Origin of the sequence: Kitasatospora sp. NPDC048545 (assembly GCF_040651155.1) — a bacterium.
Taxonomy (GTDB): Bacteria; Actinomycetota; Actinomycetes; order Streptomycetales; family Streptomycetaceae; genus Kitasatospora.
The window spans coordinates 54,285-70,390 of the sequence record NZ_JBEZIQ010000013.1 but is presented as its reverse complement, the minus strand read 5'-3'; the positions used below and the strand labels follow the sequence as shown (position 1 = coordinate 70,390).

Sequence of the window (16,106 nt, the reverse complement as noted above, 5' to 3'; positions counted from 1 at the left end):
CGGGCCTCAGCAGCCGCGCGGGGCCTCCCCGGGCGTGCGCGGCGGTGGGACGGGCACCGCGCCGGGCAGTCGCACCGTCCCCGCCGCCAGCGCGGCCCGCAGCCTCCGGACGGCCGGGGCCGAGGAGGCGGGCAGCAGGTCGTACGGGTCGTCCGGCCCGTCCACGGTGACCAGCACCGATTCGGCGATCCGGTACGGCCGGTGGGCCAGCAGGCCGCCCAGGTAGCGGCGCAGCCGGGACAGTTCGGCGCGGACCGTGACCGTCCGGCCCGCGTCGCCGAACAGCGCCTCGGCGAGCTGGGCGGCGGTGCTGCCCTCGCGCCCGGTGGCGAGCAGGAGCAGCAGTTCGGCGTGGCGCGGACTGAGCGGGTGGGACCAGCTGTCGGCCGCGCCGCGGACGGACAGCTCGGGGCGGTCCGCCCGGCGCAGGTCGAGCCGGAGCCCGGCGCCCTCGGCCTGTTCGGTGCTCACCGTGCCGGAGTCGTCCTCCGTGGGCGGCCGGACCGGGCGCACCAGCCAGCCGTCGGCGAGCGGTTCCAGGACGCACTCGCCGAGGCCGGGCACCCAGTGCACGGCTGCGGGTGCCCAGCCCTCGCTGGGCACCCGCAGCCGGTTGGGCGGCGGCAGTCCGGCCGCGGCGGCGGTCCAGCCGGCCGCGTCCACCACCAGGGCCGGGCCGCCGACCCGGGCGAGCAGCGGGGCGGCCAGGGTGCGCAGCTGGTGCAGGGCCTCCAGCCGGTGGGCGCGCAGCTCGGTCTCGGCGAGCCGGGCGGCGGTGGCGGTGAGCTGGAGCAGGTACGGGCGGATGCTGTGCGCGGGGCCGCTCAGGTTGACGGCGCCGACCAGTTGTCCGGTGCCGGGGTCGTGCACGGGGGCGGCCACGCAGGTCCAGGAGTGGTGGCTGCGCAGGTAGTGCTCGGCGGAGTGGACGTGCATCGGGCGTCTGGCGCGCAGGGCGACGGCGATGCCGTTGGTGCCGACGCTCTCCTCGATCCAGCGGGCGCCCGGGATGAAACCGATCCGGTCGGCGCTGCGGCGCAGTCCGCGCTCGCCCTCCTGCCAGAGCACGTGGCCCTCGGAGTCGGCGATGGCGAGGATCAGCGGGAGCGCGTCGGTGGGTTCCAGCAGGGTCTGGCGCAATATTGGCATGACTGCGTCAAGCCCGCTGGTGCGACGGCGCTGTTCGATTTCGCCCGGGCCGAGCAGAGCGGTCGCGGCGCCGGTGTCCGGGTCGAGGCCGAGCCGGCGCAGCCGGGCCCAGGAGTCGCCGATCTCGGGGCGCGGCTGGAGCAGGCCGGGGGCGCCGCCCTCCTCGGGGACGGCGGGCCCGCCCAGCTCCCGGGCGGCGGCGTCGGCGAGCGTGCGCTCGTGGACCTTGGCCAGCTCCGTCGCGGTGGGCGGGGTGCGGCGCTCTGGTCGTCGGGACTGCCGTCCGGTCTGCCGCACTCGGTCCGCTCCTCGCCGCCGTTCGAGGTCGCGCCGGGGCCGACGCGCTGACGAAAGCGTACGGGTGAGCCGGGTCCGTGGGGACGGGGTCTGCCAACTCGGCATACCGGACGGTACGGACGGGGGCGGCCCCGGGTGCGGAGGGCCTCAGTGCTGCGCTCCCGCGCCCTGCTGGGCGGCCTCGACGGTGTGGTGCAGGTCGGCGGTGGCCTCCAGGGTGGCGCCGGTGCTCAGCGCCAGGCAGACGGCCAGCGCCAGGGCGACGGCCCGCAGCCGGGTGCCGGGGGTGGTGGCCGGGCGGGGCTGGAGCAGTGCGGCCACCCGGCGCGGGACCGGCCCGGAGTGGGCGGCGGGGGCCAGCCGGGGCCGGTCCGGCCGGGGCGAACGGCTCGCGGCGAGGGCGGCCCGGCCGACGGCGCGCGCGGTCACGGTGCGGTCGCCGACCCGGGCGGCCGCCACCTCGTCGGCCCACCGCTCCAGGTGGTACCCGAGGGGCGTGCGCAGTGCGCGCAGGGCCGGGTGGACGTGGGCGGCGTGCTCGGCGAAGGCGAGGAAGACGTGGTGGCGGGCGGCCAGGTGGGCCCGCTCGTGGGCGAGCAGCGCGGAGCGCTCCGGCCCGCTGAGGGCGCGCAGCATGCCGGCGGTGACCACGATCCGCCCGGGCTCGCCCGGGCGGCCGGGGCGGGGCAGGCGGCCGGGCAGGGCGAAGGCGTCGGCACGCTCGTCGTCCAGGACGGCGAGCGGGGGTTCGGCGGGGCGCAGGAGGGTCCCGAGCGCGGCGCCGACGGGCCGCAGGAGGGCGGGGAGTGCGGCCCTGGCGGACCGGGGCGGGACGGCGGGGCACTCCGGGGTGCGCGCCCGGCGCATGGTGACGTGCGGGGGGCGCATGTCCGGATGCTGGTCACCGGGCGGGAGGGCGGCCCGGGCCGTGCGCAGCTCCAGCCGGCGGCGACGGGCCGTGCGCACCGCCAGCGCGGTGAGCGCCACCAGCGTCAAGGCGGCCGCGGCCGCGGCGAGCGGGGCGTCCGGCGCGGCCGCGGTGAGCCAGCGCAGCGAGAGGTGGCCGAGGGCGGCGACCGGCGGCAACTGGAGCAGGCCGGCGGCGGCGAGGAGGCCGAGCGAGCAGAGGGTGCCGCCGGCCAGGACGGCGGCACTGCCGGCCAGCATCCAGGCGGCGGCCCGCGGCGACAGCGCCTCGGCGAGGCGGCGGGCCAGTGGCGCGGCCAGGAAGGGCAGCAGCAGCGGGGCCCAGACGGCGAGCATCATCGGCCGGCCGCTCCCCGGGCGCCCGGTCGCGGGTGGCCGTCGCCGATGGCTCCCGGGCCGTCCGCCGAGGCGCCGGGGGCTTCGGTGCCGTCGCCGAGCAGTGCGCGCAGCAACTGCTCGTCCTCGGCGGAGAGGTCCGAGACGAAGCGGGCCAGCACGGTGGAGCGGTCGGCCTCGCGGCCCAGTTCGGTGTGCATCCGGCGGGCGGCCAGCCCGGCGGTGTCCTGGACGGTCGGCGTGTAGGCGTAGGCGCGGCCGGCCCGGGTGCGCTCGACCGTCCCCTTGTCGTGCAGCCGGGCCAGGATCGTCGCGATGGTGGTGCGGGCGAGGTCCCCGCCGAGCGCCGTCTGGACGTCCTGCGGCGTCATCGGCTGCCGGGCCGACCAGAGGGCGGCCAGCACCTCGGCCTCCAGCTCCCCGGCGGGCCGGCGGGCGGGCGGTACGTCGGACATGGCGGCGGTTCCTCCAGTTTTCGTCTACAGTCATGTAGACCGTCTACGTTACTGTAGACGGTCCGGGTGGTCCTGCCGTGAACAGCCGGCCCCGGCGGACCACCGTGCACCGGCCGGTCCGGGCGGCCCCGTCGGGAACCGCCCTCCAACGTACGGGAGGTCCGCCAGCCTTGCTCCAGTTCCCCGTCGATCCGGCCGTTCACCTCGCCGTGAACCCGCTGGACGCGTCCTCACTGCTCGCCGCGTTCGGCGCGCTCGGCATCGCCGCGGTGCTGTTCGCCGAGACCGGCCTGCTCGTGGGCTTCTTCCTGCCCGGCGACTCGCTGCTGTTCACCGCCGGACTGCTCTGCGTGCCCGGCGCGACCCGCGGGCCGCAGCTGGAACTGTGGCAGGTGATCCCCGCCGCCCTGGTCGGAGCCCTGGCCGGAGCCCAGGTCGGCTACCTGATCGGCCGGCGCGGGGGCCGGGCACTGCTGCGCCGCACCAAGCGGAAGAGCCTGCTCAAGGGCGCCGAACGGGCCGAGGAACTGCTCGCGAAGTACGGCCACGGCAAGGCGATCGTGCTCGCCCGCTTCATCCCCGTGGTCCGAACGGTGCTGAATCCGCTGTGCGGCGTGCTGGAGGTGCCGGTCCGCTCGTTCACCCTCTGGCAGGTCGCCGGCGGTGCGCTCTGGACCGTCGGCGTGGTGCTCGCCGGGTACGCGCTCGGATCGTCCGTACCCGGGATCGACCGATATCTGCTGCCCGTCATCGGTCTGGTAGTAGTTGTCTCCGTGCTCCCCATTGTTCTCGAACTGTTTCGCGCCCGTAAGGCGCCACGTCACGGAGGTGACGCGTGATGCCTTCCCGGGCCCTGGCCGTCTACGACGGCAGCGGCATCGACGGCAGCCTCTACACCCGGGTCAACGGGTGGGCGCAGTCGGCCCCGCACTGGCTGGACGAGCTGATCAAGGTCTGGTCGGCGATCGGCCTCGGGCTGTTCGCGGTCTTCATGCTCTGGGCGTGGTGGCGGGCCCGCGGCGCCGACTCCGCGGTGATGGCCAAGGTGCTGGCCTCACCGGTGATCGTGGTCGTCGCGTACGGCGTCAACTCCGTGTTCAAGGGCCTCGTCGAAGAGGTCCGGCCCTGCGCGCAGATCCCCGGCAGCGTCTCCCTGGAGACCTGCCCGGGCACCGGGGACTGGTCCTTCCCGAGCAACCACTCGGTGATCGCCTTCGCCGCCGCGGTCTCGCTCTGGTTCGTCAACCGGAGGCTCGGACTGGTGGCCGTCCTCTTCGCCGCGCTGATGGCCGCCTCCCGCGTCTGGGTCGGCGTGCACTACCCGCACGACGTGGCCGTCGGCGCGCTCGTCGGCCTGCTGGCCGCGGTGCTGCTCGCACCGGTCGCCGGGCGCTGCGGGCCACTGGTCGACCGGATGCGGACCGGCGCGCTGCGGCCGCTGCTCGGGCCGGGCGAACCGCCGCTGGTCAGCCGCGGGTACGCGGGCTACGAGGCGCAGCAGCGCTGACACCGACACCGGCGCCGTCGGCGCCACCCGTTCCGCAACCCTTGTTCGGCCGGGGTGTCGGGTAGAGCATGTGAGCCGGGCGTGGGGCCTCCGCAGGAGGTGCCCGCCCGGCTCAGTCGTGCTCGGGGCGCGAGGGCGCCGGGCGTGCCAGCGGAGGGGAGTGCCGAATGCCGTACAGACTCGACATCACGCAGGGGGACTGGCCGGGCGACCTACTGCACAAGGGCGTCGAGGGCCTGCTCGCGGAAGCCATGGTGCTCACCCTCGCCACCGCCGGCCACGAGCACGGACCGCACGCCAACCTGGCCTTCTTCGCGTACGACGACGACCTCGTCCTCTACTTCGTCAGCGAGCGCTCCACCCGGCACAGCCACCACCTCGCCGAGGAGGCCCGGGCCGCCGCCACCGTCTTCCTGCCGCCGCCGGTCTTCGGCGAACAACTGCGCGGCCTGCAACTGACCGGCAGCGCGGGCGAAGCCTGGGGCCGGCAGGCCGAGGCGGCGCTGGCCGCGTACCAGGGGCGCTACCCGTCCTTCGCGCAGGACGAGGACATCCGGCGGCAGTTCCTCACCGGCGGCGGCGCGGCCGCGCTGTACCGCTTCCAGGTGGAGGAACTGACGGCGGTCGACGAGCCCAACTTCGGCCGGCGCAACTACCTGCGGGCCCGGGTGGCGCGCTCGTAGGCGGCTCCGGGCTGCTGCCGTCGGGGGCATCGCGCGGATCTGCTCGTATGTCGGCAGCGTCTCCGGGTCGCTCCGTGCGGCGTAATCCGCTCGGAGGCTCCGGGTGGTTCCTGACCCTGTCGTGGGGTGAGTGGTGGCGTCAGCGGCGCCAGAAGCTGCGCTTCTTCGGGGTGACGAGGCCGACGACCGAGGCGGCGAAGAGTTCGGCGACGGGGGAGGGGCCCTGGCCGTGGTTGAGGTGGCTCTCGGCGGTCCACTCGCCGAGGACGGTGCCGGGGCTGCCGTCGAAGGGGCTGAAGGCGTGTTCCAGGGTGACGTAGCGGACGGTCTTGCTGCCCCGGGGGTGGACGGCGGCGGCGAAGTGGGCCTCGGTGGCGCCGACCGGGGTGGGGAGGGTGACCAGCAGCATGGGGTGGCCGTCGACCGACAGGTGGCGGCAGTCGAGGCCGTGGGCGGGCAGTCGTTCCTCGGGCGGGAGGGTTCGGCCGAGGTCGTCCCAGATCCGGGTGACGACGGGCAGCAGGCTGCCGCCGTCCGGTGCCGGGGTGGCCACGCGCGGGCCGAACTCCAGGACCTGGCGGGCGAGCTCGCGGTGGACGAAGCGGTAGTGGTGGGGCCGGGGGTCCGTCATGGGGGACACCGTAGCGAACGGCCCGGAGCGGGAAGTCGGCCAGTCCGACTTCCCGCTCCGGCAGGTGAGTTGAGCAGCTGTTGCGCGAACTGACGGTTCGTCGGGCCGGTGTGGTCAGTGGCTGCCCTTGAGGTTGAGTACGACCACTCCGACGATCACCAGTGCGAGCCCCAGCCACTGCAGCCGCCCGAGCGACTCCCCGAAGGCGACCACGCCGATCCCGGCGACCGCCGCGGTGCCGGCCCCCGACCAGACCGCGTAGGCGACCGAGACCGGGATGTGCTTGAGCGCGCGGCCGAGCAGGTAGAACGAGAGCGCGTAGCCGATGCCGACCCCGATGCTGGGCCAGAGGCGGGTGAACCCCTCGGTGAGTTTGAGGCAGCTGGTGGCGCAGACCTCGCTCAGGATGGCGAGGGCGAGCAGGACGTAGGGCATGTCGGGATCAAACCGCCGGAGCGGCGGTGAGCTTCCCGAGCAGCACGAGGTCGGCCTGCTCCAGGCTGGCGAGCAGGGTGATCCGCTCCCCGTCCGGCATCGGCGTCGCGGTGGACGGCACGGCGAGCACGGCGCAGCCGGCCCCGGCGGCGGAGGCGACCCCGGTCGGGGTGTCCTCGACGGCGACGCAGAGCGCCGGGTCGAGGCCGAGGAGTTCGGCGGCGGCGAGGTACGGGTCGGGGGCGGGCTTGGTGCGCGGGGTGTCCTCGGCGGCGAGGGTGACGGCGAACCAGTCCCGGCCGATGGCGGACAGCACGAGGTCGACCACCCGGCGCGGGGAGGCGGAGACCAGTGCGGTGGGCACCCGGGCGTCGCGCAGCGAGGCCAGCAGGGCGAGCGCGCCGGGGCGGGGCACCGTCTCGGCGGCGACCTTGCCGGCGAAGGACTCGCCGAGCCGGGCGGCGAGTTCGGCCTCGCTGAGGGTGGTGCCGCTGACCCGGTGGAGGTGGGCGGCGGTGTGCTCGACGGCCTGGCCGAGCACCTCGGGGGCGTCCCGGTCGGTGAGCGGGTGGTGGAGTTCCTCGGCGATCTCGGCGGCGGTCTGCCACCACAGCTGCTCGGTGTCGACCAGGGTGCCGTCCATGTCGAAGAGGACGGCGGCGGGCAGGGCGGTCCCAAGCTGTACGGACTCGGGCTGTCCGGACTCGGACGGGACGGATTCGGGCTGTACGGATTCAGGCATGGCGGTACCTTCGGCGGTTCTCAGGGTCGGAGCAGGGACGTGCAAGGCTCTCAGGCCGGGCGGCGGTCCACCGGCACGGGGCGCTCCGGCAGGGTGAGCTCGGCGCGCGAGCCGGCCGGCAGCGCGGCGGTGGCCTCGGTGGGCAGGTCGGCCTTGACCTCGGTGCCGTCGTCGAGGCGGACGGTGAGCCGGGTGACGGCGCCCAGGAAGGACGCGGAGACCACCAGGGCGGGGCCGGTCTCGGCTGGCGCCAGCGAGACGTTCTCCGGGCGGACCAGCACGTGCAGTTCGCCGTCGGCCGGGATCCCGCCGTCCACGGCGTGGCGGCGGCCGAGCACCTCGACGCCGTCCGGGGTGCGGGTGCACGGGATGCGGCTCATGGTGCCGACGAACTCGGCGACGAAGGCGGTGGCGGGCCGGCCGTACAGCTCGGACGGGGTGGCGCACTGTTCCAGCCGGCCCGCGCGCAGCACCGCGACCCGGTCGGCCATCGACAGCGCCTCCTCCTGGTCGTGGGTGACGAACAGGGTGGTGATGCCCAGCTCCTGCTGCAGGCGCCGGATCTCCTCGCGCAGCTGCAGCCGGACCTTGGCGTCCAGCGCCGACAGCGGCTCGTCGAGCAGCAGCACGCGCGGCTGCAGGGCGAGGGCGCGGGCGAGCGCGATGCGCTGCTGCTGGCCGCCGGACATCTGGTGCGGGTAGTGCTCGGCGCGGTGCGGCAGGCCGACCAGCTCCAGCAGTTCCAGGGCGCGCTTGCGGCGGTCGGCCTTGCCGGTGCCGCGCATCCGCAGCCCGAAGGCGACGTTGTCCAGCGCGGTCAGGTGCGGGAAGAGGCTGTACGACTGGAACACCATGCCGGCGTCGCGCTTGTGCGCGGGGATCGCGGTGATGTCCTGGCCGTCGACCAGGACCTCGCCCGAGTCGTGCTGCTCGAAGCCGGCCAGGATGCGCAGCGCGGTGGTCTTGCCGCAGCCGGACGGGCCGAGCAGGGCGAGCAGTTCGCCCGGGTGGACGGTGAGGTCCAGGCCGTCGAGGGCGGTGGTGGCGCCGAACGAGCGGCGCAGCGAGCGGAACTCGACGGTGGCGCTGCCGGGGGCGAGCGCGACGCCGGTGACGGGGGCGGGGGCCGTGGTCATGGCTGGTGACTCCTGGAAAGCGTGGGGTGGTTCAGGACCGTACGGGCGGTGCGCTCAGGAGCGCGCGGTCTTGCGGCCGCGGCCGACGGCGGACATCAGCAGCAGGACGAGCCAGACGATCAGCAGGCTGAGCATCGAGACCGCGACGGACATCTGGCCGTCGCTCTTGCCGTTGGAGTTGATCCACACCGAGAAGGGGGCGAAGCCGAGGATGGAGGCGGTGGTGAACTCGCCGAGCACCAGGGCGACGGTGAGCACGGCCGCGTTCAGCAGCGCGCTGCGCAGGTTCGGCAGGACGACGGTGAACACCGCGCGCAGCCAGCCCGCGCCGCAGTTGCGGGCGGCCTCGACCAGGGTGACGACGTCCACGCCGCGCAGTCCGGCGTCGATCGCCCGGTAGGCGAAGGGGAGAGCCATCAGCACGTACGCGATGACCAGGACGATCGGGAAGGCCGGGTCCTGGATCGCCACGATGGTCTGGAAGAGCGGGGTGTCCTGCAGGTAGTCCGGGCCCCAGCGCAGCACGCCGATGATGCCGGTGGTGAGCGCGACGACGGGGACGACCAGCGGCATCGAGCACATCACCTCGATCACCGGGCGCAGCCTGGGCGCGCCGAGCCGGGCGGCGAGCATCGCCGGGACGAGCAGGAGCAGCAGCACCGCGACGGTGACGCCGGCCAGTTCGAGGCTGAGCACCAGGCTGTCGGTGAAGCCGGGGGCGTTCAGCAGCTCGGTGTAGGCACGGAAGGTGGTGCCGCCCTTGTTGTCGTCGACGCTGAACCACAGCGAGGCGGCCATCGGCACGGCGAAGTAGACGCCGCAGAGCAGCAGGACCAGGCCGCGGCCGAAACGGATGCGATCGATCAGGCGAGCCACTTGGCACTCCGGCGCTGAAGGGGCAGGTAGACGGCCATCACCAGGCAGGCGACCACGATCATGTCGAGGCCGAGGGCGAGGGCGAGGTTGCCCTGGCCGACCAGGACGTTGCCGGACAGCGCGTCGCCGATCTGCATCGAGATCAGCGGCACCGAACTGCCCACCATGGCTTCGGCGGTGGCGTACGCGGCGAAGGAGGCGCCGAACAGCAGCACGAAGCCGCCGAGCAGTGAGGGCAGCAGGACCGGCAGCGCGACGTGCCGCCAGTACTGTAGCGAGGTGGCGCCGTTGTTGTAGGCGGCCTCGCGCCACTGGACGCGCAGGCCCTCCAGGGCCGGGGTGATGGTGATGACCATCAGCGGGACCAGGAAGTAGAGGTAGACCACCGAGAGGCCGGAGAAGGTGTAGAGGCTCCAGCCGTGCGCGGTCAGGCCGAGCTTCTTGGTGACCTCGCCGGAGTTGCCGAGGGTCGCGACGAACATGAACGCGAGCGGTACGCCGCCGAAGTTGGCGAGCACGCCGGAGGCCGACATCACGGCCTCGCGGAACACCCGGAACCGGGAGGTCGCCACGGCCTGGGCCAGCGGCAGGCCGACCACGGTGGCGATCAGCGCGGTCAGCAGCGAGAGCTTCACGCTGCCCCACAGGGCCGTCCAGTAGGCGCCCTGGAGGGAACCGGTGAGGTTGTCGGTGGTGAAGGTGCCGCCGCCGTCGGGCGCGTCCGAGGAGGTGGTGAACGCGCCGATGGCGATCGCGACGGCGGGCAGGCCGAAGCCGATCAGGAAGAACAGCAGCAGGGGGAGGGCGGCGAGCCAGGCTCGGCCGCCGGTCCGGCGCCTGCCGGGGCGGGGGGCCTTGGCCGTGCGGGCCCGGGTCGTGGTGGGGGAGACGGGGCCGGGGTCGCCCCCGCCGCTCTGGGCGGCGGAGGCGGAGGCCGGCACCGGGGTGGGAGCCGTGGTCATCTCAGGTCAGCCCGCGATCGCCTTGGCCCAGTTCTCGGTCACGGTCTTCTTGGCCGCGTCCGTCTGGTCCTGGGTCGGGAAGGTGGTGAAGGGCTTCTCGACCGGCGGGAGCTTGGCGGCGGCGGCCGCGTCCAGCGTGCCGGCGGTCTTCATGGCGTCGAACAGCGCCGGGGTGGCGTAGCCGCCGAGGAAGCCGTTCTGGCCCTGGGCGCTGTAGAGGTACTCCTCCCACAGGCGGGCGGCCGCCGGGTGCGGGGCGTCCTTGTTGATGGCCTGGTTGTAGTACTGCGCGTAGGAGCCGTCCGAGGGGATGGCGACCTGCCAGTCGATGCCCTTGTCCTTGAACTTGTCGGCGTAGCCGGCGTTCAGGTACGACCAGTCGATGCTGATCGGGGTCTCGCCCTTCTCGATGGTCGCCGGGGTGACCTCGACCGGGTTGAAGTTGCCGGCCTGCTTGACCTTGCCGAAGAAGTCGATGCCGGGCTGGATGTTGTCCAGCGAGCCGCCGTTGGCGAGCGCGGCCGCGTACACGGCGCCGAAGGCGGCACCGGCCTTGGTCGGGTTGCCGTTGAGGGCGACCATGCCCTTGTAGTCGGGCTTCAGCAGGTCGGCGAAGGTCTTCGGGCAGACGGACACCTTCTTGGCGTCGCAGCCGATCGACATGTAGCCGCCGTAGTCGTTGTAGTGGCGACCGTCGGCGTCCTTCATGGTGGCCGGGATCTTGTCGAAGTCGGTCACCTTGTACGGGGCCAGCAGGCCCTGCTTGGCGGCGCTCAGCGCGAAGGCCGAGCCGAGGTCGACGACGTCGGGGGCGCGGTCCTGGCCCTTGCGGGAGGTGACCGCGTTGATCTCGTCCTGGCTGGAGCCGTCCGGGTTCTCGTCCTCGATCTCGATGCCGTACTTGGCCTTGAAGTCGTCCATCAGCTTGCCGTAGTTCGCCCAGTCGCGCGGCAGCGTGATGACGTGCAGCTTGCCCTCCTTCTTGGCGGCGGCGACCAGGCCGTCCATGCCGCCGAAGTCGGCGACCGAGGTGGCGGTCTTGGCGCTCTTGCCACCCGCGGCGTCGCCGGACTTCGCGGAGGAGCCGGCGGAACCGCAGGCGGTGAGGGAGAGCGCGGCGGCGGTCAGGACGGCCGCGAAGGCGGCGGTACGGGCGCGGTGCACGGACACGGGTCAGTCTCCTGAGAAGGGGGAACTGCGAGTGGGCGTCTCGATCGGGGGATCTGGCGAGTGGCGGTCCGGAGTCGTCCACGCTTCGGTGCTGTTCGGAACCGTCCGAGTTGACTAGCCAACTTCGCTGACGGGGGTAAGTACGCCGGAGTCCGGTGACGGGAAGGTGAACGGACGGCCCGGAACCGGGGTCGGCTGCGGGAACGGTGGAATCCGGCCATCGGAGCGTGATCCGTTCGGTGCGATGCTTCGAAGACGCAGCGGGATATGGTCGGGCAGTCCGCGCCGTCAGCGCTGCGCAGGACACCGCCCCAGGAGGGACATTGACTGACGTGGCAACTGAGCCCCAGCGCCCCGAGGCCCAGGGGCGCCCGGCCGCCGGGGACCGCCCGGCGGCGGCCGAGGAGCGAGGCTCCGGCGCGCTGTACCGGAAGGTGGCCGCCGACCTCCGCGAGGCCATCACCACCGGCGCGTACGGCGAGGCCGGCCGGCTGCCCGCCGAGGGCGCGCTGGCCGAGCAGTACGGCGTCTCCCGCGGCACCGTCCGTCAGGCGCTCGCCGTGCTGCGCTCCGACGGGCTGGTCACCTCCCGCCGCGGCACCCGCCGGGTCGTGCTCGGCGGCGCCCGCGTGCAGAGCTTCTCCGAACTGCTCAGCTTCACGCACTGGGCGTACTCGATGGGCGAGGAACCCGGCGGCATCCTGGACTCGCTGGTGCACCGCCCGGCCGACGCCGCCGAGCGCGAGCAACTGCGCTTGGAACCGGGCGCCGAGGTGTACGTGACGGTCCGGCTGCGGACGCTCTCCGGCACGCCCGTGATGGTCGAGCGCACCGTCTACCCGCCGCGGGTCGGCGAGATCGTCGCCGAACTGCCGCCGGACGTGGTCTCGCACACCGAGGTGCTGCGCGAGCACGGCATCCTGTTCACCGACGCCGACCACACCATCGACATCGTCGCCGCCAACGCGGAGGACGCCCGGCTGCTCGGCTGTCGCCGGGGCGGCCCGCTGCTGCGCGAGCGGCGACGCACCACCGACCCGACGGGCACCCCGGTGGAGTGGTCCCAGGACCGCTACCTGCCCGGGACGGTGGCCTTCAGCGTGCACAACTCGCTGGCCACCTCGGCGCTCTCGCGGCACGCGCGGGAGATGGACTGAGCCTCCCCCCGCGCGTGCGGGTGCTCTCGCGCGTCCCCGTGCGCTACCGCATGAGGGCGGCGAGCAGCGGCCGGTAGTGGTCGAATCCGGGGACCGGCGCGCCGGCCACCTTCGCCTGATCGTCCCAGCGCCGGACGGCCACCGCGTCGACCGCGCCGGTGAGTTCGGCGAAGGCGGCGGCCTCGGCGTCGGACATCGGGCCGCCCTGGACGGTCAGCGTGTACTCGGAGGCCGCGGAGAGCCGGTCCCGGTATCCGGGCTCGACCGCGCACAGGTAGCGCTTGGCGGCGACGTGCAGCCGGACCGGCTCGGTGACCTCCGGGCCGAACCAGCGGGCCAGCCAGTCGGCGCCGGTGTCGCTGTGCCGGTTGTCGTTCCCCTGCATCAGGTCCCGTCCGTGCAGGGCGCCCCGGCTGTGCTCATCGGAGAAGTGGCCGACGTCGTGCAGCAGGGCGGCGGCGACCAGGTGGTCCGGCGCGCCGGCGGCCTCGGCGGCAGCGGCGGCCTGCAGCATGTGCTCGGCCATGGTGACCTCCTCGCCCAGGTACTCCCCGGCGCCCTCGCCCGCGAACAGCCCGGCGACCGCGTCCAGGGCGGCGGCGCAGCCGTGCAGCACGGCGAGGGTGCTCGCCAGCGAGTCCAGGTCGGCGTAGCAGCCCTGGAGGTGCCGGTGGCCGTCCTGCCGGAAGGCCGTACGGGCGTGCAGGAGGCGGGTGTTGTCGAAGACCAGGCAGTCACCGGGGCCCAGGCGGAAGGTGAGCTGCAGCTCGGGACGCAGGGTGATCGCGGCGAACCGGCGGTAGGCGGCGTAGAAGGCGCCCACCTGCGCGTCGCTCCCGCGCAGGGTGCCGATCGAGCGGTTGTTGAACCGCACCTCCCGGATCCGGCCGAGCGGGTCGACGTCGATCAGCGGACGGTCGGCGCGCAGCTCGGTGCGGCGGTCGCGGAAGACGAAGGGCACGGGCGTGCGGGTCAGCGTCTCGAAGTCCCCCGGCGACTCCTCGCGCAGGAGCGCCGCGGCCCCGAAGCCGTCCACCAGCCCGGAGTCCCCGCCGGTCGCCGAGTTCTCCAGGCAGTGCAGCAGCTGCAGCGTCGGCACCGGGTCGCGGTACGGGTTGTCGGTGTGCGGCGAGATCGCGGCGCTGGTGAAGGCGAGGTTGTTCGGGTCCGGCTCGACCCGGACGTCGAACAGCTCTCCGTAGTTGGTGACCCGCACGTACCCGAAGCTCTCGGCCACCCGCAGCACCTGCCGCTCCAGGGTCGGCACCCCGCGCAGCACCGCGAACCCGCTGCGGTGGACGGCGGCGAGGACCGCGGCCTGCTCGGCGGGGTCCTTCAGGTACTCCTCCCACTCCGCCTCCGGGATCCCCCGGGCGAAGTCCGCGGCCGCCCAGAGCCGCTTGCCCTGCTCGGTGCGGCCGTCGCCCTGGTCGGCCTCGTCGAGCCACGCCAGCGGGTAGCGGGAGCGGTGCCCGTCCGACCAGAGCACCTCCAGGCGCCCGTCCGACTCGGTGCTCGCCGCGATCGCCAGGTCCTCCGGCAGGTCGTTGATCCGGAACAGCTTCTGCCCGTTGCGCGGATCCCGGCACTCGGCGCACGGGCAGTTGTCGCGCAGCCAGTGCGGCGGTAGCTCGGTCATGGGGTCTCCTCCTGGGCAGGATTTTGGGGCAAGTTGTATAGCCAACTTTGTCCGACTGCTGGAGCCTGCCTGCCGGTGGTGAGTTCCCGGTGCCCGGCAGGTGAACGCTGCGGGAACGATCCCGGGAGACGTCGGCCGGAAGCGGCCCGGGTGCCGGGTGGACCGACCGGCCGCGTGCCGGTGGACGGTCGACTCCCGGGAGCCGCCGCGCCGACGGCGGCCGCTTCCGCCGTCTGGCTGACAGGGGCGGGTCGGAGCGCGTTTTGGTGCGGGGGAGTTCGGGGTGCTGCGGCACTGTCGGGGTTGATTTCCCCTGATGTGAGAGGCGGCCGGGCATGGCTCATTCCGATACGAACACGGGGCCGGTTGCCTCGGGGCACACCGGGCTCAAGCGCGAGGTCGGGGTCGCCGGGCTGCTGTGGGCCTCGGTCGGCGCGATCATCGGCTCCGGGTGGCTGTTCGGTGCGCAGAAGGCGGCGGTGGCGGCGGGGCCCGCGGCGTTGGTGTCGTGGGGGGTCGGTGCGGTGGCGATCATCCTGCTGGCGCTGGTGCACGCCGAGCTGGGCGGGCTGTTCCCGGTGGCGGGCGGGACGGCGCGGTACCCGCACTACGCCTTCGGCGGGTTCGCGGGGATGTCCTTCGGCTGGTTCACCTGGCTGCAGGCGGCGACCATCGCGCCGATCGAGGTGCAGGCGATGATCAACTACGCCCAGCACTGGTCCTGGGCGGACGGCCTGCTGAACAAGAACCTGACGCTCACCGCCGCCGGCTTCGTGGTCGCGGCCGCGCTGATGGGCGTCTTCGTCGCGATCAACTTCCTCGGCGTCCGGCTCCTCGCGCACACCAACAGCGTGGCCACCGTCTGGAAGGTCGCCGTCCCGATCCTGACCATCTTCGCCCTCGGGTTCACCGACTTCCACAGCTCCAACTTCACCGAACACGGCTTCGCGCCGGACGGCGCCAAGGGCGTGCTCGCCGCGATCAGCACCAGCGGCGTGATCTTCGCGCTGCTCGGCTTCGAGCAGGCCATCCAGTGGGCCGGCGAGAGCCGCAACCCGCGCCGGGACATCCCCCGGGCCGTCCTGGGGTCGGTGGTGATCGGCACGGTCATCTACGTCATGCTCCAGGTGGTGTTCATCGGAGCCCTGCCGCCGGAGACCTTCGCCGGCGGCTGGAGCACGCTCACCTACCCGGGCATCAGCGGGCCGTTCGCCGGCCTCGCCACCCTGATCGGCCTGGGCTGGCTGGCCACCATCCTCTTCATCGACGCGATCATCTCGCCGGCCGGCACCGGGCTGGTCTACATGACCTCCAGCTCGCGGGTGACGTACGGCCTGAGCCGCAACGGCTACGCGCCGCAGGCCCTGCAGTTCACCGACAAGCGCTCGGTGCCCTGGCTCGGACTGATCATCGCGTGGGTCGCCGGCGTGATCTGCTTCCTGCCCTTCCCGAGCTGGCAGCGGCTGGTCGGCTTCATCACCTCGGCCGTGGTGCTGATGTACGCGGGCGCCCCGCTGGCCTTCGGCGTCCTGCGCAAGCGGCTGCCGGGGATGGAGCGCTCGTACCACCTGCCCGCTGGCACGGTCATCTCCCCGATCGCCTTCGTGGTGGCGAGCCTGGTCATCTACTGGTCCGGCTGGGACACCCTCTGGCGGCTGGGCCTGGCGATCTTGATCGGGTACGTGCTGCTCGGCGGCTACTCCGCCTACGCCGTCTCGAAGGGGGTGCCGAACGCGCCTCGGATGGACTTCAAGGCCGGGCAGTGGCTGCCGGTCTACCTGGTCGGCATGGGCCTCACCTCCTGGCAGGGCACCTTCGGCGAGGGCGCGAAGGGGAACCTGCCGCTGTGGTGGGACATCGCCGTCGTGGTGGTGTTCTCCCTGGTGATCTACTACTGGGCGCTGGCGGTCGCGCTGCCGGCGGAGGAGATCGAGCGGAACATCCGCGGCGTCGAGGTGATCGACGCCGGCGGGCACTGAGCGGGACGTACAGGAGCGGCCCCCG

The 16,106-nt window shown here is 73.6% G+C and carries 16 protein-coding genes; 5 read left to right on the top strand and 11 right to left on the bottom strand.

The window, feature by feature from the left end; genetic code table 11:
• Positions 1 to 6 precede the first annotated feature (6 nt).
• The 3 genes from AB0D10_RS15110 to AB0D10_RS15100 all read right to left on the bottom strand — a co-directional run bounded on the left by AB0D10_RS15110 (position 7) and on the right by AB0D10_RS15100 (position 3,164).
• Entirely contained in the window at positions 7 to 1,446 is a 1,440-nt protein-coding gene (locus tag AB0D10_RS15110; protein WP_360255809.1) for a GAF domain-containing protein, read from the bottom strand.
• Between the two features lie 147 nt (positions 1,447 to 1,593).
• The gene (locus AB0D10_RS15105; RefSeq protein ID WP_360255806.1) at positions 1,594 to 2,712 is read right to left on the bottom strand and encodes a M56 family metallopeptidase; all 1,119 of its coding nucleotides are present in this window, start codon (positions 2,710 to 2,712) and stop codon (positions 1,594 to 1,596) included.
• Positions 2,709 to 3,164 carry a BlaI/MecI/CopY family transcriptional regulator gene (locus AB0D10_RS15100; protein WP_360255804.1) on the bottom strand — a complete coding sequence of 152 codons (456 nt, stop codon included), beginning with the start codon at positions 3,162 to 3,164 and terminating at the stop codon, positions 2,709 to 2,711. The genes AB0D10_RS15105 and AB0D10_RS15100 overlap by 4 nt, the downstream gene beginning before the upstream one ends.
• 170 nt (positions 3,165 to 3,334) lie before the next feature.
• Here AB0D10_RS15100 and AB0D10_RS15095 point away from each other — a divergent pair, with 170 nt between their 5' ends.
• The 3 genes from AB0D10_RS15095 (at position 3,335) to AB0D10_RS15085 (ending at position 5,354) form a co-directional block, all read left to right on the top strand.
• Positions 3,335 to 4,003, top strand: coding sequence for a DedA family protein (locus tag AB0D10_RS15095; RefSeq protein ID WP_360255801.1), 669 nt, complete (start codon positions 3,335 to 3,337; stop codon positions 4,001 to 4,003).
• Positions 4,003 to 4,671 (top strand): phosphatase PAP2 family protein, encoded by a 669-nt coding sequence (locus AB0D10_RS15090; RefSeq protein ID WP_360255799.1) that lies wholly within the window; start codon positions 4,003 to 4,005, stop codon positions 4,669 to 4,671. Before AB0D10_RS15095 ends, AB0D10_RS15090 begins: the two co-directional genes overlap by 1 nt.
• Before the next feature lie 167 nt (positions 4,672 to 4,838).
• Positions 4,839 to 5,354, top strand: coding sequence for a pyridoxamine 5'-phosphate oxidase family protein (locus AB0D10_RS15085; RefSeq protein ID WP_360255797.1), 516 nt, complete (start codon positions 4,839 to 4,841; stop codon positions 5,352 to 5,354).
• A gap of 139 nt (positions 5,355 to 5,493) precedes the next feature.
• Here AB0D10_RS15085 and AB0D10_RS15080 read toward each other — a convergent pair whose 3' ends face one another.
• The 7 genes from AB0D10_RS15080 to AB0D10_RS15050 form a co-directional block, all read right to left on the bottom strand.
• Positions 5,494 to 5,985 (bottom strand): hypothetical protein, encoded by a 492-nt coding sequence (locus AB0D10_RS15080; RefSeq protein WP_360255795.1) that lies wholly within the window; start codon positions 5,983 to 5,985, stop codon positions 5,494 to 5,496.
• Positions 5,986 to 6,099: 114 nt separating this feature from the next.
• Positions 6,100 to 6,420 carry a multidrug efflux SMR transporter gene (locus AB0D10_RS15075; RefSeq protein ID WP_360255793.1) on the bottom strand — a complete coding sequence of 107 codons (321 nt, stop codon included), beginning with the start codon at positions 6,418 to 6,420 and terminating at the stop codon, positions 6,100 to 6,102.
• A 7-nt stretch (positions 6,421 to 6,427) separates the two neighbouring features.
• Positions 6,428 to 7,162: an HAD family phosphatase gene (locus AB0D10_RS15070; RefSeq protein WP_360255791.1), complete on the bottom strand. Its 735-nt coding sequence runs from the start codon at positions 7,160 to 7,162 to the stop codon at positions 6,428 to 6,430.
• A gap of 50 nt (positions 7,163 to 7,212) precedes the next feature.
• Entirely contained in the window at positions 7,213 to 8,298 is a 1,086-nt protein-coding gene (locus tag AB0D10_RS15065; protein ID WP_360255789.1) for an ABC transporter ATP-binding protein, read from the bottom strand.
• A 54-nt stretch (positions 8,299 to 8,352) separates the two neighbouring features.
• On the bottom strand, positions 8,353 to 9,096 hold the full coding sequence (locus tag AB0D10_RS15060) for an ABC transporter permease subunit (RefSeq protein ID WP_360256013.1): 744 nt from the start codon (positions 9,094 to 9,096) through the stop codon (positions 8,353 to 8,355).
• A gap of 65 nt (positions 9,097 to 9,161) precedes the next feature.
• Positions 9,162 to 10,136, bottom strand: coding sequence for an ABC transporter permease subunit (locus tag AB0D10_RS15055; RefSeq protein ID WP_360255787.1), 975 nt, complete (start codon positions 10,134 to 10,136; stop codon positions 9,162 to 9,164).
• Positions 10,137 to 10,142: 6 nt separating this feature from the next.
• A complete protein-coding gene (locus tag AB0D10_RS15050) occupies positions 10,143 to 11,306 on the bottom strand; it encodes an extracellular solute-binding protein (RefSeq protein ID WP_360255785.1) in 1,164 nt (387 codons plus the stop codon).
• Between the two features lie 332 nt (positions 11,307 to 11,638).
• On the opposite strand from AB0D10_RS15050, the gene AB0D10_RS15045 reads away from it, so the two are divergent.
• Positions 11,639 to 12,463 (top strand): GntR family transcriptional regulator, encoded by an 825-nt coding sequence (locus AB0D10_RS15045; RefSeq protein WP_360255783.1) that lies wholly within the window; start codon positions 11,639 to 11,641, stop codon positions 12,461 to 12,463.
• Between the two features lie 43 nt (positions 12,464 to 12,506).
• Here AB0D10_RS15045 and AB0D10_RS15040 read toward each other — a convergent pair whose 3' ends face one another.
• Positions 12,507 to 14,102, bottom strand: coding sequence for a TauD/TfdA family dioxygenase (locus AB0D10_RS15040; protein ID WP_360255780.1), 1,596 nt, complete (start codon positions 14,100 to 14,102; stop codon positions 12,507 to 12,509).
• Between the two features lie 335 nt (positions 14,103 to 14,437).
• Between AB0D10_RS15040 and AB0D10_RS15035 the strand changes: the two genes are divergently transcribed.
• Positions 14,438 to 16,081, top strand: coding sequence for an APC family permease (locus AB0D10_RS15035; protein WP_360255778.1), 1,644 nt, complete (start codon positions 14,438 to 14,440; stop codon positions 16,079 to 16,081).
• The last annotated feature ends 25 nt before the right edge of the window (positions 16,082 to 16,106 follow it).